Raw genomic sequence first — 24,705 nt, 5'->3', positions numbered from 1 at the left:
GTTCATCGGTTCGCCAGAGACTATAATTTCATTCAAATGATCGACGGGATTCGCCGCAAAGTTTCCGAGGGGTTGTAAGAGTTCTCGAAGCATGTAGTCGATCAAAGCATCTTACGGAACATTTTGCTTGATGAGTTCGCGGATTCGATTACCAATGGAAGTATTATCGAGGACTATCCGGGCGATAAATACGGGCCGAGTTGTCTAATACTCGGACTTACTAAAGCCGAGCGTCCATTACATGTCCAGTGCAGCTATCCGACCCGCGTGATTTTGAAAGTGATTACGCTTTACGAGCCTGACGAAAGTCTATGGATCGATTTTCGCGAGAGGCGACCACCAAACGAGGGCTAAATTATGAAAGATGAAACGATGAAGGAGACGAGAGTAACCTACACGCTCGAAAAGGACGGAAAGTTTTACATCGTCGAAAACGTCCCGGCCCGCGTCAGTGTCGAAACCGGCGAACAGTTCTTCGCCCCGGCAACCGTCGACCGCCTACAGAAAATTATCCTGACTGGCAAGAATCCGAAGAAAACCATCGAAACGCCGATATTTGAATTCGCCGCCTGATCACCGGAGTCGAGCTTTCATTCAGCATTCTGCATTCTGAATTCTGCATTGGCAACGTGGGCGGCATGGGAATGAGAATGTAACCTAAACCCATCGAAGCTTTTCACGCTTTGCTACGAACGCGGTTTGTTCGCACGTAAAACAGAAAGGCTTCGCTCAAAATTGGGCGAAGCCTTTCTCAATTGAAGCGGCCATACTTTGGTGCTACTATGCTTGCAAATAGGTCAAGAGGAGAATATTGCAATGACGAAAAGGTTTGTGTTACCGGCGCTGATGCTCGCATGTTTTATTCTCTTTCCGGTTGTCAACGCTGGGGCTCAGACGGCGAATGAGTTCTACAATCGCGGACTTGCCTATTACAATAAAGGTAATTACGACCAGGCGATAGCGGATTACACAAAAGCGATCCAAATAGACCCGAACTACGCCCTTGCCTACTACAATCGCGGAGTTGCCTATTACGACACAGGCAATTACGACCAGGCGATAGCGGACTATACAAAAGCCATCCAGCTAAACCCGAACTACGCCACTGCCTACTACAATCGAGGGGATGCCTATTACGACAAAGGCAATTACGACCAGGCGATAGCGGATTACACAAAAGCGATCCAAATAGACCCGAACAACGCCCATGCCTACTACATTCGCGGAGTTGCCTATTACGCCAAAGGCAATTACGACCAAGCGATAGCGGATTACACAAAAGCGATCCAAATAGACCCGAACAACGCCTATGCCTACATCAATCGCGGAGTTGCCTATTACGACACAGGCAATTACGACCAGGCGATAGCGGACTATACAAAAGCCATCCAGCTAAACCCGAACAACGCCACTGCCTACAACAATCGCGGGGATGTCTATAATCGAAAAGGCAATTACGACCAGGCGATAGCGGATTACACAAAAGCGATCCAAATATACCCGAACTACGCCGATGCCTACGAAAATCGCGACTGGACATATTTATACCTAAATAAAGGTGATACGGCTTTTGAGCAAGCAACGGCTTTTCTCGAACTTAACGGGCTCAAAGGTGATTCTGCTCCATACGCTGTTTTGGTCGGTTATATCGGCCTCCGTAAAAGCAACAAAGCCGCCGCCGCGAAAGTGTTTTTGGAGACATGGATCAAACAGGTCGAGCCGGAAGCATGGACAACGAAAATAATGCGGTATATGCACGGCGACCTGACCGCCGCCGGGCTACTTGCACTTGCCGTTGATAACGGAAAACTCACCGAGGCTCACACATATATAGGAGAGATGCAGTTATTCGCCGGCACGCCTGCTACTGCAAAGATCCATTTCGGTTGGGTTAAGGAGAACGGGACCAAGACATTCAGCGAATACACCCTTGCCATCGCCGAACTGAATCGCATGGCTAATTCGTCGAAACCAAAGTAGAAGAAAACGTGTGGTCAGTTCTCTCCGTTTCCGGCACAGTTCCCAACCGTTTCTTCTCCGTCCCGAAGGGCACATAGCCACGTCGTTTACGGCGTGGAAAGGATGCCCCGAATTCCCGTGAGGGCGGTTTACCGTCCTTTTTTCATTGGCTTAAGCCGAAAAGAGTAAGCCCGTTGAAACGGACTGAGGGTTAATATTTTGGAAAGATTGGGGTCTGGCCTTCGATATTGCGATTCGAGGTTGGTATCCGACACCGGTGGTTTCGGGTATCGATCCAGGCATCCGTGACCTAGGGTTTCGCAAAGGCTCTCACCCTGGGCTTTAATATCCGTCGCCTTTGGCGACAGAGTCAAAACTCCGATTTTCAACACACTTCCCCGCCACTGTCGCGGAGCGATATTGTCCCTGAAAGGGACGAATTTAATAGCGTAGGGTGCAACCCTACGTTAGAAATACGAAACGATCCGCTCCCTGTAGGGGAGCAACACGGGCGTAAATGTTAGTCGCCCTCGGGGACGGAAATCATAATACATCTGATATCCAGGGTTCCACCCTGGGCTATTATCTTCGTCACCTTCGGCGGCTGTGCTTTTCCGGCACACTTTTACAGCTCTTCTCCGTCGCTGGGTTTGTTGACAGATGGGACATTAGAGAATACGATTTGGAGAAATCGGTCAGAAGGGGGTAACGCTATGGCTTCACGGAAAAAAAATGCATTCCGACTTCTGATTGCAATTTTTGCGATCACTATGGCGACCGCTGCTCAGTCGTCGAACGAACATTTCAAGCTCGCCGATGCGGCATTTGACGCTCATAACTACGTCCTAGCCGTCGCTGAATACACAAAAGGGCTCCAGATCGATCCAAATGATGAGGCCGCCAATTACAATCGCGGCCTGGCAAACTATCACACGGGCAACTATGCCGCGGTTATAACGGATCTTACAAAAGTGCTCCAGATCGACCCCCAAAATGTCGATGCATTTTACCGACGCGGGCGTGCCTATTATCTTCGGCTACCGGCCCTAAACGACTTAGTCCAAGAAAAAGCGACGCTCGATGCCGCGATCGCTGATTACACTAGGGCCATCCAGATCAAGGCGGATCACGCCGATGCCTATCGCAGCCGCGGACAGGTCTATTACGTCCAGGGCAGCTACGACCGGGCGATGTTTGACTACAGCAAAGCGATCCAGATCGATCCGGACTTTCTGAGCGATTACTACAATCGTGGGCTCGTTTACAAGGAAAAGCAAAATTTCGACGCTGCGATCGCCGACTTTACGAAAGCTATTAAGCTCGACTCAGGCTACCTTGACGCGTACCTCGATCGCGGCCGTGCTTACTACAACAAAGGAGCCTACGATCTAGCGATCGCTGATTATACACAGGTGATCCGAGCGAAAGAGAGATCTGCAACCGCTTATCTGGACCGAGCCAACGCCTATTGCAAGGCTGGGAAAAACCCGCTGGCGAAGGCTGACTATGAGCGAGCAGTCCAGCTACAGCCCGCCTTTTCAATTTCTCCCCGTTTATGCAAATAAGGCCCTAAGGGTCGCAGTGCGTATATCGGACGCTTAGCCGATCCATCTGTCAAAAAACTCCGCTTGTCGCTCACATTTCCCCACCATTTCGTTGTCGCGGAGCGGCGATGTGACTTTAGCCGTGGGTGATAACCCACGGTGGACGTTCCCAACGGATTTACGTCGCGTCAGTAACGGTTGAACGATCCGCGATTCGTTTCCAATCGTCGCTGACGCGGCGGTCGGAGAATTCTTGTCGCCGACGGCGACGGAGATTAAAGCCTGGGGAGTAGCGACCATCGGGAGCGGATCCCTAGGTAAAATCCGTTACATTTTCCGTCCCTCCAGCGGATGAACAAACGAGAACCACCGCGCCGACATCGCGTCGCGGCCTTTTGGTTTGCGCAAACGAACGCATCTGACGGAAGATCAGATCTTCTTATTTTCGTGCTACAATCGTTCAACTTATGAAGCCGTTCTACCTGATTTTGGTCGCTGTTACGATTGTCATCGCGGGACTACCTGCGTTTGCCCAAAAGGCTGTGAAGCCGGGCAAAGCACCGATCACGGTTCACGACGTTTTTCCGGATTTTCCGGCCGTGAAGCTGGGCACGACATATAAAGCGGCAAAGGCCGTTCTGGTTAAACGCGGATTGGTGGACGCGGCTTTCAAGGGCACGCCGGACCAACTCGTTTGGGACGGCACGTTCGGTGGGGTAAAGGGCCGGGCGACGATGTTCTTCAAACCGGAGATCGGTGCTTGGGAGATCGCGATCGTGCTATTCGCGATGGATCAGCAATCGGCGGTCGCAAAACGTCTTGTTAAGAAAGTCGAGGTGCGACACGGGCCCGCCGGCGAAGTGGTCGATGACGAGGACGCCACATCGAACGTTTGGCGATTCGGCAAGAGTCTCGCTCTTGAGATCCGACGGCCAAAGGACATCGATCAACCGATCGTCGACATCCATTGGGTGGAACTTTAGGATCGGGGAATACGCAAAATGCTTTAGGATCGGGATCGTCCGATCCTCGCTCCGCCGCCACTGCAATTGACAATTGGCTCTCTTCCCGACAGACTACTGATATCAAAACTGTTCGAAATACATTTATTTTGGAGGATCGAGACGTATGGCAGATGAAAACGGAACCGGAAGCAATGCAGTGTGGGCGATCGCCCTCGTGATAATCGTAGCGATCATCGCAGGCTTAGTCTATTACAGCGGAATCCTAAAGCAAGGCTCAAAAAAGACTGAGATCGACATAAATATAGCAGCTCCGGCACGTTAGTCAACTCGACGGCGGCCTGATTCGGCATAGTTGCTCATCGCCGTTTCACACAAAATCAAAAAGGCCTCGTTTGCCGTAGCATCCGAGGCCTTTTCGGTTTATGCTGATCACTTCCGAGCGATCCTGCGATAGTGGATGCACAACGGCGAGTTCCCATTGGTCCTTAGCGCGACAACCGCTGGCCCGACCATCTATCTATAAAACTAGTTCTGTAGTGGTGATGAACGGTCCACAAAAGCAGCACCCGCATTGATCGAACAACCGCAATTCGAACCGCTCGCCGTGCCATTGGCCGTGTTTGTCATTATCACTCCGTCAGTGGCTACGCCGAAACATCGACTGCCGCCCGCAGTGACACCCGTCCACACTTGCGGGGCAGATCGAGCACAGAATGTCGCGGGGGTTGTCGCCGAACGCGATGTTGTTCCAATTTCGTATAGGTAACCGTTCTTAGTGCCGCTTGCCAGGGTCGCGTCGATCAAGTTGGTCGCACCTAACTGGGTCATACCGACACCGTCAAGTCCGTAGGACGTGCCGGCGTAGTCACCATTACCGTATGTGGTGGAATAGGTCTTCTGTGCACCATCGACGGTTCTGAGTGATGAGATAACTGAGCCTTCGTTGGCCGAGCGGCGGGATGCCAGCAGATTGGGAATCGCGATTGCGGCAATTATACCGATGATCACGACTACGATGAGTAGTTCGATAAGTGAGAAGCCTTTTTGATTTTTCATTCAATTTCCTTTTTTATAATTTATTTGGCGCCGGACAAACAAACGCTGCAAACGCAAATACAAATATCGTGCCACACGCAAAACGCAGCAAACACGGCACTCTTCCCTCTCGCAATTCACAATAGGTGACAAAATTTGGCAAATCTCAGTCGAGTACAATGACGATTCGAGGTCACATTTTAAGGGGCAACGGGGACCCGCCGAATTATACGGACAGGGGTTCGTGCTAACACGATCTACTCCGGGCAACCTTCGAACCTGACCACCATTGGAGCACAAACTTGTAGATCGCCAATTGTCGGAATTGCAAAATAATGAACACACACCACGTCGAACCCGTATGTCTTATTTGGTATTACCGATATAATGAGGTTGATGATGGATTGTCCAAGTTGTGGTTCAAAGGTGGCTGATGGTCAGCAATTCTGCCGGGAGTGCGGGGCGGGTTTGACGGTCGACGGCACGAGGCGGCGGATCCCGAGAGCATTCTGGGGTTTGTCGATAGCGTTCGCGGGCATATTGATCGCTTTGCTGGGGTCAATGAACGATGTGCGTGCGGTCGTAATGCTCGGCGTTATCACGTCTGTTATCGGGATGTTCTCGATCGCTGCAATGTCACTACTTGATCAGGGCCGCAAGCGAAGTCCCCGCGTGACCGCGAAACCCGCATTGCTACCGAAAGCGGACACAACAAACAAGCTCCCGCCGATGCCCGCCATCGACCATTTCCCAAGCGTCACCGAGCACACCACAAACCTGCTCGAACATCCTGAGCCGCGATCGCCGCGGTCCACGTTTGAATAGCCTCGTGATGGCTCACTTGAAATCCTCCGGGATCATTGCGACGCTCTCGCTGACACGGACGTGTCTTAGGTATCGCAATCGGCCCATTTCAGGCACAATTCGCTATATGTTTTTATTGCTTAATGGATTGACGTGACATTTGAGCAAAAGGATAGGCCCCGATCCTGATGGACCGGGGCCTTTTATTGATTTTTTATTCTAGGATCTTAGTTGTTCAATGGCGTGACGGCCGCCGAGATGTCACAGGTGCCGGGCCCCCAACCGGCTGCTCCGGTAAATGTTCCGGCGTTCATCACGCCTTCGGTCGCGATGACGAAGATGCGGGTTCCGGTCTGCGTAATACCGCTCGTCGTCGCCGGATATGCCTGAGCGAGATGACAAGCCGGCGTGGCCGCGGTCCGTGGGTCCGAATGTCCTGTAAATAGAATCCTCATCAATGCCGTTTTTTGAGTCAACGTGAATCGAAAATGACATTTTGTCGCGGAAAATAGAGTTGAGATGTGACCGGACAACGGCGTCCGGCACCAAACGCGGATTCGGAACCGGACAGCATCGATCGACCTTCCAAATTAAACATCGCACTCGCCGGGCACAAAACACCCGGCGATCTCGGAACGGTTAGGGACTTAATTCAATGAGCAATAGCGAGAGCTACTTTTCGGCTTTACGCATACTGGGTTTCGGAGTCGGCACACGTTTTGCACTCCATTCTTCGTTGGCATTTTCATTGAACGCGACGGTCCCGTCCATCGAATCACCCTTGATCTTGCCCGAAAATGACAGCGTGAGATCGTTACCGTTGTAGTTGATCGTATACGAAAAGCTGATGTCGTCGCCCTTAACCGTTCCGGTAAGCGGCACGTCGCCGTTAGAACGTTTAGCCGTGCCGGTCACCTTCTCGCCTTCGACGTTGAAGATGAGTCTGAACGATCGCGGTCCGCCGGGCGTGTTGTACGAGGCATCCCATTCACCTGCGATGGATGTACTCTGTGCAGTCGCCGCCCCGGCTCCAAGCAAGATCAAACCAATAACAAAAAATGACGGTAAAATGAATCGTTTCATAAAAACTCCTGTTTCTGTATGATACCCCCATTCTGCAGCATATCGCTAAACAATATGTTTCAAAGCATAATTGGAAATTGCCTGTTCCCTCGTCGCTCCAAAAGCATAGCAGTCGCTTTCATCCAAAGTGACAAATTCGGGACCGACTACACAGTAGTGATCACCATCTAAAAAGATGATCGTTCCGCCCGGCCCGCGCTCCGATTCGACGTCGGGATCGTTTTTGAGCATTTCAAATTCATATGTCATGCGACTCATATATTACTACGAAAGACTATACAATCGAGCCGTTGCGGTGATCGGACCAATGCTCCGATCAGTACAAGTGTCGGAATTTGGTGTTTCTGGTCGATCATTGATGACAATAGTTATCGATAATAGAGGAAATTGGGGAAGATGAAACAAATGTGGTGGCGGCACATCAAGACGGAAATCGACAGAACTATGTTCGTCGATTCCCGTTTTGATACGATCCACAAATAATGACGAATCCGGCGATGCGATTTACAAATCGATACCGCAATGCCCAGTTGCATCGTTAACTATCGATCGCCGACGTCTCCAGCGTTATGTGCTGCGTTTATGGCACGACGAACAGACCGTCGCATTCGGCACCTTGGACTCTGGCCGGTTCATCGAAACCGAAAAATGGCACGCATCACAGGTGCGATGAAATGCCAACTGGTTGGTCAGCGTCGTCATCGTCGTGCTGCCCGGATCCTTAAGGACCGGTATCTCCAGCAACAATTTCGGCTTTTGGCCGGCTTTGGCGTGGCAATCACGACAAGCGGCAATACCGGCACCTTTCGCATCCGTATTGAAAAGCTCCATAGTGAGCGTGGTCGTACGACCGGCGGGCCAATCGGTTTTAAGCGGTGGATGCTTTGCGAGTTCAGCGGCCGGCTGTGCCGTGTGATGGCATTCGATACACTGTATCGGCCCGGAGACACTATACTCGCCACTATTATGCTTGACGTGATTGAATGTCACAGGGCCCTGTTTCGAGCCCTTTGCGAGTTCGATAACTTGGGGCATTTCGAGCGGCGGAGCGACCTTACCGGTCATCACCTGAGCCTTTTGGCTTGTACCGTCGAGGAGGAATAACACGAACGCGAACGTCGCGATCACTGAAGCGATCTTAATAAACTGTCTCATCATTTTGCACCCCCATTAGACAGAACTTGAAAATATTACTTTCAGCGCCATTGTGTGCCTGCTTTGAAGCAGTTGATGTGACGCAGGTCACTTGTAGAAAGATTAAGTTTCCTGTTCCGTTATGAGAGAAACACCCGAAATGGGGCAATTACGTGCGAGTTGCCGTGTTTATTTTCACAGCTTATCTCATCGGTGGTGGCCGATCAGTTGACGAGTAAAATTATTTTTGGTGAAAATTAATGTGCGGAAGACTGCGGAGGGAGAATTTGTGGAGCGTGGGTTTGAGTGCTCGCAGGTCGCATAACACTTCCGACTCAAACTCAGAATGGGTTCGGACCGGCCGTTGAACGATCTGTTTCCGTGCCACTAAAGCACGAAAACTGAAATTTGTTAGGCTTTACTTGTGACGGTATGTGATACGGCCCTTTGTCAGATCGTACGGCGAGAGTTCGATATCGACGCGGTCACCCATCAGGATGCGGATCCGATTTCGGCGCATACGACCCGAGATCGTTGCAAGCACCATATGCTCAGTATCGTTCAATTGTACCTTGAAAAATGCGTTTGGCTGTTTGTCGACCACGACACCGGCCATTTCAATAAGTTCTTCTTTCATTCACTATCCTTTGTTTAGTCCTATTTTCTACCACCGCGGGCTTCGGGTCGGCGTGACCGACCCGAAGTGCCTCGCGGCGATTTGAAATCGATTTGATCGATTAGTAGCGTCCGCCACCGCCGCCGTAGCCGCCGCCGCCGCGATTTCCACCGCCGCCGCCGCCGCCACGATTGCCGCCGCGACCTCCACCACCGCCGCCGCCGTATCCACCACGGCCGCCACCGCCGCCGCCGCCGCCGCTACCACCGCGATCTTCGCGGGGTTTGGCTTCATTAACCGTAAGTGCACGGCCGTCGACCTCTTTGCCATTCATACTGGCGATAGCTGCCTCGCCTTCTTCTTTGCTCGACATTTCGACAAAGCCGAAACCGCGTGAGCGGCCGGTTTCGCGATCTTCGATGAGATTCGCCGACTGAACAGTTCCAAATTCGCCGAACATTGATTCGAGGTCCTGTGACGTCGTGCTGAATGAGAGATTACCTACGTAAAGTTTCGTTGACATTAAATTTTTTACCTTTTCCCCTTTTCGGGAATTTCCAAAGAAGTGTCGATTCGAATGGCTTCGCAGAAAAACGGTGCAACGAAGTGTCGGTTTCGGATGCTCAATAAACGCAAGAGCTACTTCTGTACCAATAAACAACCTGCTCTTTGCCAAATCCAAAAACCGTCTTTGATGAGCGCAATGCAAAAAGGTGCATCGCAAGAGAAGGACTACCTCTCTAGAATGCACCCTTTTCACAATAGTTGCAAATGCTGACTTTCAGCAAAGTTCACAGCAACTTACGTCCGCGGACCGTGACACCTACCAAACGGGACGGAAAAGTGCCGAAATCCTCGACCTCGACAACGTCCTGACCGGTCTTCTTATCCGTTCTGACCCGTAGTTGTGCAGCGGCAATATATGTACCGTCGCCCTTTCCGGTGACCGGATCGACCATAAGTTCGATATATCCGAACGGGTAATCGATCGAGCGATAACCGCCACGTAGTTCGCCCCCACCGATCCAACGCTCAAATATGATCCGTATCCGCTGTTTGCCGTCGACATCGCTGATGCGAACGCCGTTAACAGTACGGCCGATCCGCCCGCCTAACGCAAAATTGCCCAGATCTGTAGAGTGGATAGCCTTCAAAAGGTCATCCTGACCGTTGTCGTCTAAAAGGCCTAGAAACCGCTTGGCGTCATTGTCAGATGTCGTCCCTGTAAGATTTAGGGTAAAGGTGTTCGTCGTTGTGCGGGTATTGAAACCGCTACCGTAGCTTATAACCGTGCCGGTAAATGTCGTCCTGTCGCCGCCTTGGGCTAAAACTGCGGAGGCACCGAGTAAGAGTGTCGCAACAATTGAAAGCGTCAATGTTATTAGTTTTTTCATCATAAAAAACCTCCATTATGTTTGATGCAAAATCAAAGCTTACGTTTACCATTAAATAAATATCATTCCCGTATCGGCTATCGAAATACTTCAATGTTGATTGACCGCTATGTGGACGAGTAGAATGTTAACAATGATCGAAAAAGAACTGATGACCGCAGCCGACATTCACGCGTTCGGCATCGAGATCGTCTGCAAGCAACTTCAGGAAGCCGAGTGGGTCGTCGAATCGGCAGATGTCTTTGCCGACCCTATGACCGAACCGCAAATTGTCGGGCACAAGGACGGCGAGATCGGCTTTTTTGTCGTTCGAACCGCGATGTACCCGGACCGCGGTCGCATAGAAGGTGAGGAAGTATTTCAAACGCAAGTGCGACACGCCGGTGCTCACGGAGCGTCCTGCTACTTTGCTAGCGTCAGCATCGCCAACTCAGAGGGCAAGACGGAGGAAGATATGTCTGTGCCGGTAAAGGGCGTTGCATATCACGTGGCATTTGACGGACTTGTAAAAATGGCACTACCTGAACCAGGCACGGCCGAAAATGCGAAGGATGAAAGTTCGATGGTAAATTGAAAGCCAGAACACTGACTACACAATGAACAAAACGAGACTCGAGGCATTTTCCGATGCCGTGATTGCCATTATTATGACGATCATGGTGCTCGAACTAAAGGTTCCGCACGGTACAGACCTTGAGGCCTTGAGTCCTTTGTTGCCCGTCTTTTTAAGCTATGTATTGAGTTTTGTTTATCTTGGCATCTACTGGAACAACCACCACCATATGTTGCAGGCGACTCGCAAAGTAAATGGAAAGGTGCTTTGGGCAAATCTTCATCTGCTTTTCTGGTTATCGTTATTCCCTTTCGCAACCGGTTGGATGGGCGAGAATCATCTTGCACCGATCCCAACGGCCGGGTACGGCCTCGTGCTACTTATGGCCGCCGTTTCATACACGATTCTGCAAAATAGCATTGTGAGACACTCGAACTACGAAAATGCATTGCTCGCCGCCGCTATTGGCAGCGACGTTAAGGGAAAGGTGTCATTGGTATGTTACTTGGTGGCGATACCACTGTCATTCGTAAATTCGTGGGTTGCGAGTTTGATCTATGTGATCGTGGCAGCTATTTGGTTTATACCTGACCGCCGGATCGAAAAGAAAGTAGATGCATGAAAAACGCGCCGTCAGCATAATGCTAAAAGCGCGTTTGAGTAAAAAATAGTTGATTAGTCTTAAAATATAAGCCTATACAACAACAGCAGACCGACGGCACCGAGGATTGACATTATCCAGCCGGCAGCATAGTTATCCTTTTTCCATATCGCCCGCCCGACGAAGGTGCCGATAAATGACCCGCCCATACCGATCAGTGCGGTAATGAGCCAGCCGAGCATTCCGCTTGCAATGCCCTCTTTGCCAGGAATCAAAAGTCGGGCGATAACGCCGATCAAGAGACCGACTAACAATTGCCAAATGAGTGAAAACATAATTTTCTCCTTTTTCGTAATTTATTCGATCTAATGTATATGGTTTTACAATATTTTCGTTAAATTCACAATTTGATCACATAACGGCAATACGCCGGCCGGTCACGAAAGTTCATTTTAACGGATTAGTCACAGGCTGTGGCAACAGCTTGATATTTGAAAATACAACGGCAATTTCGCTTGACGTGTTACACCCGAGGACACCGGCAAGCACCGTGTTCGGAAACGTGGATACAAACTCCTCGATCTCGCGCCACTCAGCATTTTCATTTTGACGCCAATACGACGTAAACACGTTTCCGCGTCGGGTTATCTTGAGCTCGACGCTCTTCGACGTTGTCGGAACCTCGCCCGGGGTTGTCAACGATTCGTACCGATCCTGCATTCGCACGTCCATTCTAATGCCGCTACCGCCCTCACGGAGGCCGCCAAATGACCGTTCCAAACGTAGGTAATTTATCCGATCGACATATATCAGCAGTCCCGCACCTTGATAATCTTCCGTTGGGTCAAAATTGACACGAGATTCGATCTGAAAGTCGCCCGTAACTGCCTTGACCAGTCGCGGAGCCGAGCGATTATCACCGTAGAGGTCTTTGTTCGACGGGATCCGCATCGCGAACTTCCCTTGTTTGAATTCATATGGCGTTGGACTGTTTTGGGCATCCGGGTCGATCCAGATCCATCCGTTCTCAAATCGTTTATCCACCGCTTTCACCGTTTCGGGCCGTTCGATCGTTTGCCCGGCCGGCATTGATTCTAAAGCGACCGGCGTCGGAGTCACGATCGGTTGAACCGAATTTGCAGTCGGCGTCGATGCTCGGTTGAGTTCAGCAGAGCGATTTGCCGTGGGCGAGCCACCGCATCCGAAGATGCCGCAGGTTACTATCAAGATCAGAATTACTCCTCTCATAAAAAGCCAAGTATCACGCGGCAAAACGAGCCTCAACAACGCCGTCATTCATTTTCCCAAATTTAGCCGTCAGCGTTGGGTATGTTTCGTGTTCTGCCACATAAAGTTCGATTCCGAGTCGCATTTCTGCCTCGGCGATTTCAAGTACCGAACCTTCGATCTCCATATATCGCCCAAACGGCAATTCGTCTAGCACAACCTCGACGCCCCCATATTTCCACGTACGACGCCGCTTTTCGTATATTAGTCGAATCTCGAGGCCGAGATTTCGGAGGATCGCCGCGACTGCCTCCGGATCGGCAATGACCGATTCATATTCGATCTGCTTTTTAATTGCGAGATCGCTTTCAATTCTCCGTTTGAAGGTAACGACACTTCGCTTTCCCGTATTTCTGATACGGATTATTGCGCAGTTACTATCAAGATTCGGGCTGCCGTAGATCACGTTTTCCTCTTCGTCCTCACCGATAAAGTCAGCACCGTCTTCGATCAAAGCCTGCGTCACGTCGTCCAATTGCTCAATGGTTAGGCGGTATTTTTTTTCGATCTCGATCGCCATATTTTATTACACCTGTCGGATCCATTTCCATATTTCGGGTAGCGTGGCGCGCTTGCCGTACATCAGCATCCCGACACGGTAAACACGGGATGCCAACCAGACGAGTGCTGCGATCGTAAAGACGTTGACGCCGACTGACAGCGCAATTTGCCAGAAAGGAGGTGTTTCAGCCAGGATACGCACCGGCATCGTCATTGGTGCAAAGAACGGTGAGACCGAAACCCAAAACGAAAGGCTCGAATTTGGATCACGGATTACGGCAAAGCTGAAGTAAAAGCCGATCAGCATCACCATCACCGGCGGAAAAGCAAATTGGCCACCTTCCTGTACTGTCGTAACGACCGAACCGATCAGTGCGAATATAGACGCATAGGCAAAATACCCGAGTAGGAAGTACAGTAGGAAATACGCGACCATCAATGTAGTGATGTGCGGCAAACCGGAGAATAACGTCGACATATCGGACTGAACGGCCAAAAATGCTATCAGTCCGGCGATCGAGATAACCCATATCGCAAGTTGCGTTAGACCTGCGAGGCCGACACCGACCAACTTGCCAAGCATCAATTCATACGGCCTCGCCGACGAAAAGAGTATCTCGGCGATTCTGGTTTCCTTTTCTTCAACTACGGCTCCCATTATCACTTGTCCATAAATGGCAAGTGTAATATAGATCATCAGGCCGATGACAAATGACGCCGCGAGCAACATATCACTGTCCTTTTCACGGCCCTTGTCGTCAAGAGATTTAGAGTCGATCGTCACACGTCGGCTCAATTCCATCACGCTCGTCTCGCTGATATTAGCGTCCGCAAGACGTTGCGACCGCACCGCATCATTTATCGCATCGCGAAGAATATCGCCGGCAATAAAATCCCCGGCCTTTCTCGAGCGAAACTCAAAGCTTGCATCCTTGCTATCGATATCGGACGGTGCTATCAGATATGCATCTATTTTGTTTCCGACCACCATCTCGTTGAGATCCAGGTAGACGTCATCAGACGACCGCCCGTAAGCGTTGTAATCAACAAAAACAAACGACGCGGCAGACTGCATTGCAGATTGATTCATCTGTCCCGGCTGAGCAACCGGCATTTCTTTTACAGCGTCTTTTACCATCTGGTCGCTGCGTGCCGCAATTTTTTCAGGTGAAAGATTTTCTCGGATTCGCATCCCGATCCTGTTGGAGCGATCGACGATAACGATCCGTGTCGGCTCCCCTTTGATCGAAAAAATAAGCGCGGGTACAACTGCAAAACCCGCACCGATCACCGGAAAGAGCAAAGTGCCAAGCAGAAACGTCCATTTCAGTACGATCTTTTTGTATTCGTGCTTTACGACAGCAAGGAATTTTCTCATTGTTCACCTCCAACCTGATCGATGAAAATGTCGTTTAAGCTAGGTTCCACTTGTTCAAATTTTGTGATCACCGCTCCCGTTTCAATCAGTCTTTTCAGTATCACTTGAGCATCTGCAGTCTCGGTCAGTTCGATCTCTATCTCATCCGCGTGCTGAACAACGCTTTTGATCAAATTTGTGTCGTGGAGAACCTCTTCGCCGCCGACCGCTCTCAAAGCGATCAGGTTGCGGCCATAGCTCTCCTTTACCTGACGAAGACTGCCGCTGATCACCTTTTTTGACTTATTAATGAGTATAATGTCGTGACAGAGTCGTTCGGCGGTCTCCATTAAGTGGGTTGAGAATATTACGGTTTTGTCCTTTTGCTTAAACTCGGCCAATACATCGATCATAAATTCGACGTTCACCGGATCAAGCCCTGAAAATGGTTCATCAAGTATTAAAAGGTCAGGGTCGTGCAGTACGGTTGAAATAAACTGTATCTTTTGCTGCATACCCTTCGAAAGATCGGTCGTCTTCTTATTCTTCCATTCGGATAAATTCATACGCTCCAGCCAGCGGTCGATCCGTTGCTCAGCGTCCTTTCCGGTCACGTCCTTTAGTGCCGCGAAATATCTTAGCTGGTCGGCAACCTTCATCTTTTTGTAGAGTCCGCGTTCCTCCGGTAGATACCCGATGCGATCTTGCAGTCTCGAGGTCATTCGCTCACCAAAAAATTCTATCCGCCCTTCATCCGGGGCGGTTATCCCGACGATCATCCGGATCGTCGTTGTTTTACCGGCACCGTTCGGTCCCAGAAACCCAAAAACTCGTCCGGCGCGGACCTCAAGGCTAAGATCGTCAACGGCCGTAAACTCGCCGAACCGTTTGGTTACGTTTTCGACCCGTAAGGTCACGTCTTTTTCACTCATAAAGTATTCTTTCCAAGATACCATACGTTGACATCGGGTTTCAGTTGCAATGAATTGAACAGAAGAATATAGAAGATCCCCGTAATATTGAGGCAAAGATCTGGACTTGCCCGATAGCGGGCAATTCGTCATACTTCAGAGGAAAATATGGAGATCTTCGTTTACAGACAGGGTGGCCAGATGGTTGAAGAAGGTTTTGGCCGCGATGAGCTTCCTAAACTATTGGCTGACGAGACGAATGTCGTCTGGGTGGACCTTCAGGGAGAGACAGATGAAGGCCGTTCCGAGGCCAAGGATATCCTCCTCAATATTTTTAAGTTTCACCCGCTCACGGTCGAGGATTGCCTTGAAACCCGAAACCAGCCCAAAGTCGAAGGATTTGAACATTACCTCTACTTTATAGTCCACGGCATAAAACCGGGCCAGACCCATCCGGCTAATTTTCTCACCAAGGAACTAGACGGTTATTTGGGAAATAACTTTGTCGTCACATTCCACGTCGAAAGGTTTCGCAGTATAAAATCGGCCAAGCAACACATCAGGAGCAGTCCATTTGTTTGCCAACGCGGCCCGGCGTTTTTGCTACAGCGAATACTTGATGAATTAGTCGACCTTTATATGCCCATTGTCGATGATTTTGATCTGGAGATTAACTCACTTGAAGAACGCGTACTGGGGATGCGCAAGAGCAACAATATGATTCTTGGCGAGATAATGGACCTCCGGCGGAGCGTTGCACGTCTAAAGAGAATATCTTCCCGCCAACTCGAGGTACTCTACCGAATGTCACACGGTGAATTTCCGCAGATACCTGCGACGGTGATTCCATTTTTCCGTGATGTTCACGACCATCTTGTTCGGATATCAGACTTGGCCGAAGGCTATCGCGACCTCGTCAGTAGCTTATTCGACATACATTTTGCGGTCGTGGGAAACCGAACAAATGACGTAATGAAAACCCTTGCGGTAATGTCGTCGATCATTTTGCCGTTGAGTCTGATCGCCGGTATTTACGGAATGAATTTTGAACATATGCCGGAACTCAAGACCCGGTCTGGCTATTTCTTCACATTAGGAGCAATGGGTCTCATCACTTTAGCTCTGATCGCATATTTCTGGCGTTTAGGTTGGATATTTCAAAGGGAAGAGGACATCGACATTAGCCTTCCAATACATAACGAAAGTGATCACGACGAACTTTGATCAATTAATGCCGCCAACTGAGCGTCACCAAAGCCGTATACGCCCGCACGTTCGGTAAACTGAACGAATAAGTCATTGAACTCTTTTACACCGCGACCCCGTATTTCGCGTAGGATCTCGGAGGGGCGTACATCCTTTTCGATCTCAGCCTCGACGACTTGAGCAAGCATTGGAAAACATGGCGAGGCCGATTCACCAAGTTGTCGAAGTCGGACGTGATCCGCTCCCGAATAAGCCTGCCAAAGGTCTTGACCGAGTTTGACGTCGGCGGCCGTACATTCAACCCGCTGATCGTAGCATCGCTTAAGGGCCCTTTCGTCCATTCCGCCAAATCCTTTCCACACTTCATCCGAATTACGCTCGCTCGGGGCGACGCGATAAATGGTTGCCTCAGTGCCCGAAAGTAAATATAAGCAAAACCAAAGATTTACCTGACAGAATAGTTCGTATTCAAACCAAAGGTTCACGATCGTTCCATCCGGAAGGTCAACCAGCCGCGAGAGTTCATCAGCAACTTGCTCGTGGTAATCGATCTCGTCAGTTCCGTATTCTATAAGAAGAAAGTGTGAGCGGTGTTCGAACAATTCATCCAACGTTTCAGCCGACACATCGCCGACGATCATACATTCACGGCAAACAATCACATCGCCGTCTATCTCAGATTTTCGAAATTCTTCGACCAATGAATCGCCCGGTAAAACGTGGTAGATCATATCAAAACAAAAACTGCGTATCCCAATGCCAAACAAAGTCCGGCATAAACACCCGCAACGATATCGTCGGCACATATTCCGACGCCGACAGGTAAATACTGGAGACTATCGATCGGGTAGGGTTTCCAAATATCAAAAAGCCTGAAAAGCAGGAATCCGGCGAGCACAAATGGTAAACCGACTCCGAGTGGTACAAAGAGCAAAGTGATTATCTGCCCCATCACCTCATCTACCACGGCCTCCGACGGGTCAAGATCGCCAAGTAACGGGATCGCTCTTCCCGACGCCCAAATACCTATCAGGATAAGCAAAGCAAGCAATAGCGAGTTGGCGGCCCACACAACTGCGGATACCTGATTACCATTAAACCCGGCAGTTAGGGCACTCAATCCGGCGACTCCGTCTACCCATACGATGCCCAAATATATGACAACGCCAACCATCGAACCAAAGGTTCCCGGCATCAACGGCAAATAACCTACGCCGCACGTGGTTATCCCAAGTGCGATCAGGTCCCCGACTCCGTTAGGTTTACGTCTGTCGACAGGAGATTTCATTAAAATTCGATGCCTTGTTGAGCGTAGATTCCATTATTGAACGGATGTTTGATCTCGACCATCTCGGTGACTAGATCCGCCTCGTCGATCAAGTTGGTCAATGCATTTTCTACGTTACGGCCGGTCAGGATAAGGTGCAAATGTGGTTGTAGGGCCCGGATCGATCTAATTTCTGCGATCACCGCATCAATTTCTATGAACCCATAGCTCAATACGTAAAGGAGTTCGTCAAATACCAAAAGGTCGTAGTCACCGTTCCGCATTTTGTCGACGCAAAGTGCCCACGTTTCCAAAGAAGTCTTGATGTCCTGTGATTTGTCTTGGGTGTCCCAGGTAAATCCGTCTCCCATTGTATGAACTTCGATCCCAAGCTTTCCGAACGACTCGTGTTCGCCATATCTATCCGAACGCGATTTCATAAATTGGATCATACAACATTTCATTTCACGGCCAGCGGCACGGACCAGCACACCGATGGCAGCAGTTGTTTTACCTTTACCATCACCGGTATTGAGCATCAACAATCCTTTTGTATTCTCCCGGTAATCGTCACGACGCCATTTATATCGCTTTTCTTTCGATTCTGCCATAAAAAAATTATGGCAGTACTTGCGTGTCGCGGCAACCCTATCCGCACAACCTCAAGTACTGCCCTGCGTATCAATAAACCTGGACTATTCCCGAATTTGACCGTTTGACCCGTTTGCAGAAACATCGGCCTCGGTCGATTCGATCGCGAGCCTCACTGCCTCAACGATCTCTAATTCCTTCTCGTCCCAATTACCGACGATTCTAAGCCCGGCGGCATTTTTGTGACCGCCGCCGCCGAATCGTTCGGCGACACGTGCAATATTAATATCGCCCTTTGAACGGAGGCTAACTCGATACTCTCCCTTTCCGACCTCACGCATATAGACTGCGGCAAGTACTTCCTTTGCGGCAAGCGGGATATTGACGAAGCCGTTGTTGTCACCATCGACGGCTTCGGCCGAGTCCTTCATTTCGATCGTCTGCCGCATCGTCGCAATCCTTCCGGTCGTATCACGTCTTACCGTATCTAAGACACGGCGCATCAGTTCGATACGCGACCAAGGGTAATTGGCGTACACCGCCTCTCCGATCTTCGCAGGTTTCGCACCCGCTTTTATCAGCTCTGACGCGACCTTTAGAGTCCTGTCCGATGTGTTGGAAAAGTGGAATGATCCGGTATCAGTTACTAGAGCCAAATATACACATTCGGCTATCTCCCTTGTGATGCGACCACCTATTGCCTTGCAAAGATTGTAGATCATCTCTCCTACGGCAGATGCGGTCGAATCGATCCAATTGACCGTTCCGAAATGGTCGCTAGTAGAATGATGGTCTATGTTAACTGTGAATTGGGTTTCAAGTCCGGCGATCCCGGGGCGATGTATATCAGAGCACTCAATGACAAAGACTGCATCGTAGGTCGAGGTGATTGTTCGTACATCTCGGATCTTATCGGCACCGGGCAAACTCCGATATGCCGAAGGCACTTCTCCGTGGACGATCACTTCGGCTTGCTTCCCAAGTGAGATCAATAACCAATAAAGTCCGAGTGATGAACCCACACCATCGCCGTCCGGTTTGATGTGTGTCGTTATTGCAAACTCACGTTTGTTTTCAATTAACTCTACTACTTGACTTAGCACTTAGTACGAAGCGATTACTTGCTACCAACAGATGATAGACCGAGTTTTAAGTTCTTCGGCTTAAGATCTATTAGTCACAGTTATTCACTATGATCCTTTTTAATTTCGCCCTTCAGGGTCAGATCTTGCAAGATCTGATTAACACGCGAGGCATTCTCCTCGGCCGTGTCTCTGATAAAATGCAAATGCGGAGCGTGTCGGAGATTAAGATTCATCGCAACTTGTTGTCGAACGAACGTCGCCGCCCTTCGTAGCGTTTTCAAAGCTTCTTGAACTTCTGCCTCAGTTCCCTGGATGAAAGCAAAAACCTTTGCATCACGCATATCATCCGCCACGACAACTTCCGTTACGGTAACTGAAGTGACTCTTGGGTCGTCCAATTCAAATCCGACGACCTCTGCAATCTCTTCGCGCAGAGCTTCGGCAAATCTCTCGGGGCGTCGCATTATACTTACAACTCCGTGGCGGCGATCCTTTCGATCGTGAAGGCCTCGATCTGATCGTCGATCTTCAAATCGTTAAAATTGACTAGGCTGATACCGCATTCAAAGCCATTCCTGACCTCATTGACGTCGTCCTTAAATCGTTTCAACGTTGCGATATCACCTTGCCATACAACCACCCCATCTCTGATAAGACGGGCCTTAGCTTGCCGACGAATAACGCCATCGATAACGCGGCAACCTGCGATCGTACCAATTTTTGATACCTTGAATGTCTCTGATATCTGAGCCTTACCAAGAATGACTTCCTTCTCGATGGCGTCAAGCATACCGATCATTGCAGCCGTGATCTCTTCTTCGACCTTGTAAATGATCGAGTGAAGGCGGATATCCACATCCTCGTGCTTTGCAATATCGCCCACTCGAGCCTCCGGCCGGACATTAAATCCAATGATCACGACCGCAGTGGACGCATCATCTGCCTGAGTTGCCGAAGCCAACAAAACGTCTGATTCGGCGATCGCTCCAACTCCTGCACGGATCACCCGAACCTTCACCTTTTCAGTCGAAAGCTTCTCAAGTGTTCCCTTCAGCACCTCGACCGAACCCTGTACGTCCGCCTTGAGGATAACCAGAAGTTCCTTGACCTCAGCCTGACCAAGCGATTCAATTCCACGTTTGGTGGTCTTGAGCATCGCGGCTTGTCTAGCATGCATCTGACGCTGGCCGGCTATCGTTTGAGCCCGATCGATGTCAGAGACGACCTGGAAAGTGTCACCCGCCTGCGGCACGCCTTGAAGTCCGAGAATCTCGACTGGCGTTGCCGGACCTGCTTCCGTTACGGATTCACCCCGATCGGAGAACATCGCCCTGACCTTGCCGTAAAACTGTCCGACGATAAAGGGATCACCGACGCGCATCGTTCCCTGTTGAACTAACGCAGTTGCGACAGCACCGCGCCCCTTATCGAGTTTTGCTTCAAGCACAACTCCGGACGCTCGCCGTGTCGGACTAGCCGTAAGAGCCAAAATATCCGATTGTAGTAAAACTGTTTCGAGCAACGTATCCAGATTTTCGCGCTTTTTCGCCGAAACTGGAACCATTTCCGTATCGCCGCCCCAATCCGTGGGCTGTAATCCGAGCCCAGCGAGTCCCTGCTTCACCTTATCAGGATTTGCATCGGGCTTGTCGATCTTATTTATCGCGACAATGATCGGAACACCGGCAGCCTTGGAGTGCTCAACGGCTTCGATTGTTTGCGGCATCACCCCGTCATCGGCAGCAACTACCAAAATTACTATATCAGTAGCCTTTGCACCACGAGCTCGCATCATTGTAAATGCTTCGTGACCCGGCGTATCGAGAAAAACGACCCTGCGCGGATTATCCGGATCATCCGAGTTCGGCACCATAACGCTGTAGGCTCCAATGTGCTGGGTAATACCGCCAGCCTCTCCCTCAGCGACGTTTTCGGATCGTATTACGTCGAGCAGCGAAGTTTTACCGTGATCGACGTGGCCCATTACTGTAATAACCGGAGCACGCGGCAGTTCCACATCGTCCGCATCTGAAGCGATGAGTTCTTCGAATTCCTGTTCGATCACCATTTCCTCAAATGGCACAAAGCTCATATCGAACCCGTATTCAAGAGCCATCTCGATTGCCATCTTCTCGCCGATCGGCTGATTAAGCGTCGCGAACACCCCGCGCTTGATCAGAAGTTGGACAATATCGCGCGGCGTTATGCCGAGAGCCTCGGCAAACTCGCGAACCGTTGCCCCGTCTGTGAGGCGTACCGTACGGATCTCCGCCTTTTCTCCGCCACCGACCTGATCAAGAATTCGCTCTTCGATCGAACGTTGACGTGGAGCGTCCTGGTCACGTTCAGCAAACCGGCCGCTTCTATCATCTTTGCCTTTTCGGCCACTGCCGCCCCGACCTGGTCGACGACGATTGTCGGCCGGAGGCGTATAGGTCATTTGCGGGGCTGCGGTCTCACCCGGCGTGCCGCGGAATTGCGGACGACCCGTCCGAGGATCGATTTGCGGCTTTTGATCACCTAGCAATCTTCCTGTCTTGGTCGGAGAATCACTTACCAATTTGTCCCCAGGCTTGATTCCCTTTTCAATAGCTGATTTCGTCAGCGTAAGTGTCTTAACAGTAGTTCCCCCCGGCTTGACGACCTTGGGAGTTTCAACTTCGGGCTCTGGCTCCAAAGTAGCCTCGAGCGGAGTTGTTTCTACAACTGCCGGGATCTCCGGTTCGTCGATCGAAATTTCGATCGGCGCCGTTTCTGTGGGGGGCACTTCGACTGCGACCGGCATTTCCGGTTCAACCACTACCTCCACCGGTTTGATCTTTGAGACCACCAGTTTCTTGACTTTTATCGATTTACCCGTATCGGAGGGTTTGGCAACTTCAACCAAGTCACTAGGGACCGGTTCAGTTACCGTTATCGGGGTTTCAACTTCCACCTCGATCGTGGGTTCCGACACAACTTCGATCGCTGGCAGTTGCTCGGCTTCGTGTTTCTCTATGACCGGTTCGTCTAGTTCGACAATTTCCGAGCCTTCGGCCGGAGCAACATCGTCTTTCTTTGCCTTGATGACCTTGATGGCACGTTTGGGGGCTGTTTCAGTTTTTGGAAAGTACTTGTTTCGAACCTTTTCCGCAAATTCGGCGCTAACCGAATTTGACGCCACACTGACATCGGCACCGGCGCGGCGCAGATCTTCCATCACGCGTTTTGTATCTTGCTTTAACTCGCGTGCCAGGTCGTAAATTCGAACTGATTTTCGAATGGCCATATTTAATTAAGTCTCTTCCTAAACCGCCATTTACAGAAAACTCTTCTATATGAGCGGTCTTAAACCAAACACGAACGATTCAACGGACGCCACTGAACTTTCATCTAAACGGTCTCGTCGACCACATTTTCAGAATCGCCATCGGAATCGCCGGTTGTATCAATCTGCTCGTCCGGAACTTCAATATCTTCTTCAACCGAGACGTTAACTTCAGCGTCAGCGTCTGCCACCTTACCGTTCTTGGCCGCAACGATCGACTGAGCCGATGCGAGAATGCTCTCGGCTTCATCCAATGACACGTCCAGGAAATCAACAAGATCATCCACGGATGCCCCCGCAAGTGCCTCAACATCCGAAATGCCTTTTTCAGAAAGCGTGTCCGCCTGCGATGCAGTTACTCCCTGTAATGCAGTGATCGGCACGGCTTCACCGGATGCCATCATCTTGCCCATCTTAAGGGCGATCTCCTTCTTGAGGAGCTCTTCACTGACTATCTTGATGTCCCAACCGACAAGCCTTGCCGCCAAACGCACATTCTGGCCCTTCTTACCGATCGCCAAACTGAGCTGATCTTCGCCGACGATTACTTCCATTTGTCGGTTGCCGATATCGGTGATGCGAACTTGCGACACCTTTGCCGGTGAAAGAGCGTTGGCCGCAAACACCGACGGCTCATCTGACCACTCAATTATATCGATTTTTTCGCCGCGGAGTTCCTTGATGATAGCTTGTACGCGAGAGCCTTTCATACCGACGCACGCCCCGACCGGGTCAACGTCCTTTTCATTCGACGCAACAGCGATCTTGGCTCGGTCACCGGGTTCGCGAACCGCCGATTTAATAACTACGGTCTCGTCGTAGATTTCCGGCACTTCCATTTCAAATAGACGTTTTAGCAAGTCGGATGAAGCTCGTGAGCCCTTGATCTGCTGTCCTTTCTGGTCCTTGGACACGTCGGCGATCACGACCCGTATGCGTTCACCTTGGTTCCACATCTCACCACGAGATTGCTCGGCTCGGGGTACATATGCCTCGAGATTGTTGCCGAGATCAATGATCATATCGCCACGCTCAAATCGTTTGACCGTTCCGTTGATCAATTCACCCTTACGGTCGACATACTCGTCATAGACCTTTTCGCGGATCGCTTCACGGACTTTTTGAACTAAAATCTGCTTGGCGGTCTGAGCCGCGATTCGGCCCATTTCTTCGTTCGGCAGTGGGATCAAAAGTGAATCGCCGATCTCGACATCGTCGCCCGCTAGCTCCTGAGCTTCCTCAAGCGACAGTTCTTCTGATGGATTCTCAACGTCGTGAACCACAGTCTTTTGCGCCGAGATCTCGATCATTCCCTCTTCATTATTCCAGTCGACCTGGATCCCTTCGCCGGTCTTGTCGTGTCCACGAAACTGCTTTCGGGCGGCCGCCTTTACCGCCTCCTTCATAGCTTCGATGACCATATCGCGATCGAGCCCCTGCTCGTTGCACAAGATCTCAATACTCTGTCCGATGGATGATGTCATAACTTTCGATCTGCCCGGCGA

The 24,705-nt window shown here is 50.4% G+C and carries 28 protein-coding genes and 2 pseudogenes; 10 read left to right on the top strand and 20 right to left on the bottom strand.

What is annotated here, in order from left to right; all coding sequences use genetic code 11:
• The first annotated feature begins 36 nt into the window (after nucleotides 1–36).
• From IPQ00_06120 to IPQ00_06095, 6 genes and pseudogenes are all read left to right on the top strand, one after another.
• Nucleotides 37–354: pseudogene (locus tag IPQ00_06120) on the top strand (DUF4258 domain-containing protein).
• 3 nt (nucleotides 355–357) lie between these two features.
• Nucleotides 358–573, top strand: a complete 216-nt coding sequence (locus IPQ00_06115) for a hypothetical protein (GenBank protein MBL0240138.1) — start codon at nucleotides 358–360, stop codon at nucleotides 571–573.
• Between the two features lie 243 nt (nucleotides 574–816).
• Entirely contained in the window at nucleotides 817–1,980 is a 1,164-nt protein-coding gene (locus IPQ00_06110) for a tetratricopeptide repeat protein (GenBank protein ID MBL0240137.1), read from the top strand.
• A 692-nt stretch (nucleotides 1,981–2,672) separates the two neighbouring features.
• Nucleotides 2,673–3,524 (top strand): tetratricopeptide repeat protein, encoded by an 852-nt coding sequence (locus IPQ00_06105; protein ID MBL0240136.1) that lies wholly within the window; start codon nucleotides 2,673–2,675, stop codon nucleotides 3,522–3,524.
• A 446-nt stretch (nucleotides 3,525–3,970) separates the two neighbouring features.
• Nucleotides 3,971–4,486 (top strand): hypothetical protein, encoded by a 516-nt coding sequence (locus tag IPQ00_06100; GenBank protein MBL0240135.1) that lies wholly within the window; start codon nucleotides 3,971–3,973, stop codon nucleotides 4,484–4,486.
• Nucleotides 4,487–4,631: 145 nt separating this feature from the next.
• Nucleotides 4,632–4,790: a hypothetical protein gene (locus IPQ00_06095; protein ID MBL0240134.1), complete on the top strand. Its 159-nt coding sequence runs from the start codon at nucleotides 4,632–4,634 to the stop codon at nucleotides 4,788–4,790.
• Nucleotides 4,791–5,440: 650 nt separating this feature from the next.
• Here the strand turns inward: IPQ00_06095 and IPQ00_06090 are convergent.
• Nucleotides 5,441–5,524: pseudogene (locus tag IPQ00_06090) on the bottom strand (prepilin-type N-terminal cleavage/methylation domain-containing protein).
• Between the two features lie 378 nt (nucleotides 5,525–5,902).
• Here IPQ00_06090 and IPQ00_06085 point away from each other — a divergent pair.
• Nucleotides 5,903–6,328: a zinc ribbon domain-containing protein gene (locus tag IPQ00_06085; protein ID MBL0240133.1), complete on the top strand. Its 426-nt coding sequence runs from the start codon at nucleotides 5,903–5,905 to the stop codon at nucleotides 6,326–6,328.
• A gap of 206 nt (nucleotides 6,329–6,534) precedes the next feature.
• Here the strand turns inward: IPQ00_06085 and IPQ00_06080 are convergent, their stop codons facing one another.
• The 7 genes from IPQ00_06080 to IPQ00_06050 form a co-directional block, all read right to left on the bottom strand.
• Entirely contained in the window at nucleotides 6,535–6,765 is a 231-nt protein-coding gene (locus IPQ00_06080; GenBank protein ID MBL0240132.1) for a hypothetical protein, read from the bottom strand.
• Between the two features lie 214 nt (nucleotides 6,766–6,979).
• Entirely contained in the window at nucleotides 6,980–7,390 is a 411-nt protein-coding gene (locus tag IPQ00_06075) for a hypothetical protein (GenBank protein MBL0240131.1), read from the bottom strand.
• A gap of 45 nt (nucleotides 7,391–7,435) precedes the next feature.
• Nucleotides 7,436–7,648 carry a hypothetical protein gene (locus IPQ00_06070; protein MBL0240130.1) on the bottom strand — a complete coding sequence of 71 codons (213 nt, stop codon included), beginning with the start codon at nucleotides 7,646–7,648 and terminating at the stop codon, nucleotides 7,436–7,438.
• Nucleotides 7,649–7,957: 309 nt separating this feature from the next.
• Nucleotides 7,958–8,548 (bottom strand): cytochrome c3 family protein, encoded by a 591-nt coding sequence (locus tag IPQ00_06065; protein MBL0240129.1) that lies wholly within the window; start codon nucleotides 8,546–8,548, stop codon nucleotides 7,958–7,960.
• Nucleotides 8,549–8,942: 394 nt separating this feature from the next.
• Nucleotides 8,943–9,161, bottom strand: coding sequence for a translation initiation factor IF-1 (gene infA, locus IPQ00_06060; GenBank protein ID MBL0240128.1), 219 nt, complete (start codon nucleotides 9,159–9,161; stop codon nucleotides 8,943–8,945).
• Between the two features lie 100 nt (nucleotides 9,162–9,261).
• The gene (locus IPQ00_06055) at nucleotides 9,262–9,663 is read right to left on the bottom strand and encodes an RNA-binding protein (protein MBL0240127.1); all 402 of its coding nucleotides are present in this window, start codon (nucleotides 9,661–9,663) and stop codon (nucleotides 9,262–9,264) included.
• 268 nt (nucleotides 9,664–9,931) lie between these two features.
• Complete coding sequence (locus IPQ00_06050; protein ID MBL0240126.1) at nucleotides 9,932–10,537, bottom strand: hypothetical protein; 606 nt, start codon at nucleotides 10,535–10,537, stop codon at nucleotides 9,932–9,934.
• 130 nt (nucleotides 10,538–10,667) lie between these two features.
• On the opposite strand from IPQ00_06050, the gene IPQ00_06045 reads away from it, so the two are divergent.
• Both IPQ00_06045 and IPQ00_06040 read left to right on the top strand, forming a co-directional pair.
• Nucleotides 10,668–11,108 (top strand): hypothetical protein, encoded by a 441-nt coding sequence (locus IPQ00_06045; protein ID MBL0240125.1) that lies wholly within the window; start codon nucleotides 10,668–10,670, stop codon nucleotides 11,106–11,108.
• 22 nt (nucleotides 11,109–11,130) lie between these two features.
• A complete protein-coding gene (locus IPQ00_06040; GenBank protein ID MBL0240124.1) occupies nucleotides 11,131–11,709 on the top strand; it encodes a DUF1211 domain-containing protein in 579 nt (192 codons plus the stop codon).
• A 59-nt stretch (nucleotides 11,710–11,768) separates the two neighbouring features.
• Here IPQ00_06040 and IPQ00_06035 read toward each other — a convergent pair whose 3' ends face one another.
• The 5 genes from IPQ00_06035 to IPQ00_06015 form a co-directional block, all read right to left on the bottom strand.
• Entirely contained in the window at nucleotides 11,769–12,023 is a 255-nt protein-coding gene (locus IPQ00_06035; GenBank protein MBL0240123.1) for a GlsB/YeaQ/YmgE family stress response membrane protein, read from the bottom strand.
• 112 nt (nucleotides 12,024–12,135) lie between these two features.
• Nucleotides 12,136–12,936 carry a DUF1349 domain-containing protein gene (locus tag IPQ00_06030; GenBank protein MBL0240122.1) on the bottom strand — a complete coding sequence of 267 codons (801 nt, stop codon included), beginning with the start codon at nucleotides 12,934–12,936 and terminating at the stop codon, nucleotides 12,136–12,138.
• A gap of 13 nt (nucleotides 12,937–12,949) precedes the next feature.
• The gene (locus IPQ00_06025) at nucleotides 12,950–13,495 is read right to left on the bottom strand and encodes a class IV adenylate cyclase (GenBank protein ID MBL0240121.1); all 546 of its coding nucleotides are present in this window, start codon (nucleotides 13,493–13,495) and stop codon (nucleotides 12,950–12,952) included.
• A 6-nt stretch (nucleotides 13,496–13,501) separates the two neighbouring features.
• Complete coding sequence (locus tag IPQ00_06020; GenBank protein ID MBL0240120.1) at nucleotides 13,502–14,854, bottom strand: ABC transporter permease; 1,353 nt, start codon at nucleotides 14,852–14,854, stop codon at nucleotides 13,502–13,504.
• Nucleotides 14,851–15,765 carry an ATP-binding cassette domain-containing protein gene (locus IPQ00_06015; GenBank protein MBL0240119.1) on the bottom strand — a complete coding sequence of 305 codons (915 nt, stop codon included), beginning with the start codon at nucleotides 15,763–15,765 and terminating at the stop codon, nucleotides 14,851–14,853. Before IPQ00_06015 ends, IPQ00_06020 begins: the two co-directional genes overlap by 4 nt.
• Before the next feature lie 147 nt (nucleotides 15,766–15,912).
• On the opposite strand from IPQ00_06015, the gene corA reads away from it, so the two are divergent.
• Nucleotides 15,913–16,968, top strand: coding sequence for a magnesium/cobalt transporter CorA (gene corA, locus IPQ00_06010; protein ID MBL0240118.1), 1,056 nt, complete (start codon nucleotides 15,913–15,915; stop codon nucleotides 16,966–16,968).
• On the opposite strand, the gene IPQ00_06005 is transcribed toward corA, so the two are convergent.
• The 7 genes from IPQ00_06005 to nusA form a co-directional block, all read right to left on the bottom strand.
• Nucleotides 16,953–17,681, bottom strand: a complete 729-nt coding sequence (locus IPQ00_06005; protein ID MBL0240117.1) for a DUF1835 domain-containing protein — start codon at nucleotides 17,679–17,681, stop codon at nucleotides 16,953–16,955. The genes corA and IPQ00_06005 overlap by 16 nt on opposite strands.
• Entirely contained in the window at nucleotides 17,678–18,238 is a 561-nt protein-coding gene (locus IPQ00_06000; GenBank protein MBL0240116.1) for a phosphatidylglycerophosphatase A, read from the bottom strand. Before IPQ00_06000 ends, IPQ00_06005 begins: the two co-directional genes overlap by 4 nt.
• Nucleotides 18,238–18,828 carry a cob(I)yrinic acid a,c-diamide adenosyltransferase gene (locus IPQ00_05995; GenBank protein MBL0240115.1) on the bottom strand — a complete coding sequence of 197 codons (591 nt, stop codon included), beginning with the start codon at nucleotides 18,826–18,828 and terminating at the stop codon, nucleotides 18,238–18,240. Before IPQ00_05995 ends, IPQ00_06000 begins: the two co-directional genes overlap by 1 nt.
• A gap of 84 nt (nucleotides 18,829–18,912) precedes the next feature.
• Nucleotides 18,913–19,911, bottom strand: a complete 999-nt coding sequence (locus IPQ00_05990; GenBank protein ID MBL0240114.1) for a bifunctional oligoribonuclease/PAP phosphatase NrnA — start codon at nucleotides 19,909–19,911, stop codon at nucleotides 18,913–18,915.
• Nucleotides 19,912–19,991: 80 nt separating this feature from the next.
• Nucleotides 19,992–20,357, bottom strand: a complete 366-nt coding sequence (gene rbfA / locus IPQ00_05985; protein MBL0240113.1) for a 30S ribosome-binding factor RbfA — start codon at nucleotides 20,355–20,357, stop codon at nucleotides 19,992–19,994.
• Between the two features lie 5 nt (nucleotides 20,358–20,362).
• Nucleotides 20,363–23,161 carry a translation initiation factor IF-2 gene (gene infB / locus IPQ00_05980; protein ID MBL0240112.1) on the bottom strand — a complete coding sequence of 933 codons (2,799 nt, stop codon included), beginning with the start codon at nucleotides 23,159–23,161 and terminating at the stop codon, nucleotides 20,363–20,365.
• A 104-nt stretch (nucleotides 23,162–23,265) separates the two neighbouring features.
• Nucleotides 23,266–24,684, bottom strand: coding sequence for a transcription termination factor NusA (gene nusA / locus IPQ00_05975; protein MBL0240111.1), 1,419 nt, complete (start codon nucleotides 24,682–24,684; stop codon nucleotides 23,266–23,268).
• Between the last annotated feature and the right edge of the window lie 21 nt (nucleotides 24,685–24,705).

The sequence above is a fragment of the Chloracidobacterium sp. genome (genome assembly GCA_016720705.1).
In the GTDB taxonomy this organism is placed as follows: domain Bacteria; phylum Acidobacteriota; class Blastocatellia; order Pyrinomonadales; family Pyrinomonadaceae; genus OLB17.
This window is presented reverse-complemented; position numbering and strand designations above follow the sequence as displayed.

Coding starts and splice junctions, on each gene's coding strand:
- IPQ00_06040 (MBL0240124.1), top strand. CDS start 11,131: ATGAACAAAACGAGACTCGAGGCATTTTCCGATGCCGTGATTGCCATT.
- IPQ00_06075 (MBL0240131.1), bottom strand. CDS start 7,390: ATGAAACGATTCATTTTACCGTCATTTTTTGTTATTGGTTTGATCTTG.
- IPQ00_06030 (MBL0240122.1), bottom strand. CDS start 12,936: ATGAGAGGAGTAATTCTGATCTTGATAGTAACCTGCGGCATCTTCGGA.
- IPQ00_06045 (MBL0240125.1), top strand. CDS start 10,668: ATGATCGAAAAAGAACTGATGACCGCAGCCGACATTCACGCGTTCGGC.
- IPQ00_06050 (MBL0240126.1), bottom strand. CDS start 10,537: ATGATGAAAAAACTAATAACATTGACGCTTTCAATTGTTGCGACACTC.
- corA (MBL0240118.1), top strand. CDS start 15,913: ATGGAGATCTTCGTTTACAGACAGGGTGGCCAGATGGTTGAAGAAGGT.
- IPQ00_06065 (MBL0240129.1), bottom strand. CDS start 8,548: ATGATGAGACAGTTTATTAAGATCGCTTCAGTGATCGCGACGTTCGCG.
- IPQ00_06055 (MBL0240127.1), bottom strand. CDS start 9,663: ATGTCAACGAAACTTTACGTAGGTAATCTCTCATTCAGCACGACGTCA.
- nusA (MBL0240111.1), bottom strand. CDS start 24,684: ATGACATCATCCATCGGACAGAGTATTGAGATCTTGTGCAACGAGCAG.
- IPQ00_06000 (MBL0240116.1), bottom strand. CDS start 18,238: ATGAAATCTCCTGTCGACAGACGTAAACCTAACGGAGTCGGGGACCTG.
- IPQ00_06025 (MBL0240121.1), bottom strand. CDS start 13,495: ATGGCGATCGAGATCGAAAAAAAATACCGCCTAACCATTGAGCAATTG.
- IPQ00_06110 (MBL0240137.1), top strand. CDS start 817: ATGACGAAAAGGTTTGTGTTACCGGCGCTGATGCTCGCATGTTTTATT.
- IPQ00_06105 (MBL0240136.1), top strand. CDS start 2,673: ATGGCTTCACGGAAAAAAAATGCATTCCGACTTCTGATTGCAATTTTT.
- IPQ00_06115 (MBL0240138.1), top strand. CDS start 358: ATGAAAGATGAAACGATGAAGGAGACGAGAGTAACCTACACGCTCGAA.
- IPQ00_06100 (MBL0240135.1), top strand. CDS start 3,971: ATGAAGCCGTTCTACCTGATTTTGGTCGCTGTTACGATTGTCATCGCG.
- IPQ00_06015 (MBL0240119.1), bottom strand. CDS start 15,765: ATGAGTGAAAAAGACGTGACCTTACGGGTCGAAAACGTAACCAAACGG.
- IPQ00_06085 (MBL0240133.1), top strand. CDS start 5,903: ATGGATTGTCCAAGTTGTGGTTCAAAGGTGGCTGATGGTCAGCAATTC.
- IPQ00_06035 (MBL0240123.1), bottom strand. CDS start 12,023: ATGTTTTCACTCATTTGGCAATTGTTAGTCGGTCTCTTGATCGGCGTT.
- infB (MBL0240112.1), bottom strand. CDS start 23,161: ATGGCCATTCGAAAATCAGTTCGAATTTACGACCTGGCACGCGAGTTA.
- IPQ00_05995 (MBL0240115.1), bottom strand. CDS start 18,828: ATGGCAGAATCGAAAGAAAAGCGATATAAATGGCGTCGTGACGATTAC.
- infA (MBL0240128.1), bottom strand. CDS start 9,161: ATGAAAGAAGAACTTATTGAAATGGCCGGTGTCGTGGTCGACAAACAG.
- IPQ00_06020 (MBL0240120.1), bottom strand. CDS start 14,854: ATGAGAAAATTCCTTGCTGTCGTAAAGCACGAATACAAAAAGATCGTA.
- rbfA (MBL0240113.1), bottom strand. CDS start 20,357: ATGCGACGCCCCGAGAGATTTGCCGAAGCTCTGCGCGAAGAGATTGCA.
- IPQ00_06005 (MBL0240117.1), bottom strand. CDS start 17,681: ATGATCTACCACGTTTTACCGGGCGATTCATTGGTCGAAGAATTTCGA.
- IPQ00_06070 (MBL0240130.1), bottom strand. CDS start 7,648: ATGAGTCGCATGACATATGAATTTGAAATGCTCAAAAACGATCCCGAC.
- IPQ00_06095 (MBL0240134.1), top strand. CDS start 4,632: ATGGCAGATGAAAACGGAACCGGAAGCAATGCAGTGTGGGCGATCGCC.